Here is a 793-nt window from a genome sequence, read left to right on the forward strand (position 1 = left end):
CGCCGTCAAGAAGCTCAAAAGAAAGCAACAGAAACCATGTTTGATTTACTTAATGCGCTACCTTTAAACCGTTTAAAAGCAAACACGATTCTCTTTGATAGCTGGTTTGGTCACGCTGCAGTCATTAAGCAAGTTGTCACAGACTATCCCTTACAGGTCATCTGCATGATCAAACCCATGCGTGCAACCTACGGCTATCAAGGGCAGCGCTATACCCTTAAAGAGCTCTATGCCCATTTGAAGAAAAAACGTGGACGCGCCATTATCAAAGCAGAAGCAATCGTCAGCCTTGGGCTAAATGATAAGGGTGAAGAGATTCATGCCAAAATTATATTTGTTAAAAACCGCAATAGTAAAGGCAAGCGTAATTGGTTAGCGTTACTTTCTACCGACACTGAACTGGAAAATGAAGAAATTATTCGTTTATATGGCAAACGGTGGGACATTGAAACGTTCTTTAAATACTGTAAATCCTACCTGCAGCTCGGAAAAGAAGTATACGGACGAAAGTATGATATCATGATCGCTCACACTACTATTGTCTTTATGCGCTATATATTCTTCGCCCTTGCTTCACGAAATGAACAGGATCCACGAACAATCGGAGAGCTGTTTTATTTGGAGTGCGATGAACTCGAAAATATTCGCTTCACAAAATCCCTCTCTCTTTTATTGCATGCGTTAAAGGAGCTGTTAGAAGGTGAATTTGTACTATCTGAACAGCAGGTAACGAAGCTGTTGGATCAATTAATTGAGACATTACCGACTTCATTTAAAGAAATTTTAGCTGGAA

The 793-nt window shown here is 40.2% G+C and carries 1 protein-coding gene; it reads left to right on the top strand.

From position 1 onward, the window contains the following. A partial coding sequence (locus tag ACYQ4S_RS12045; protein WP_459771393.1) for an IS4 family transposase occupies positions 1–793 on the top strand: 793 nt, incomplete at both ends.

The organism is Alkalibacterium sp. s-m-28 (assembly GCF_054658175.1).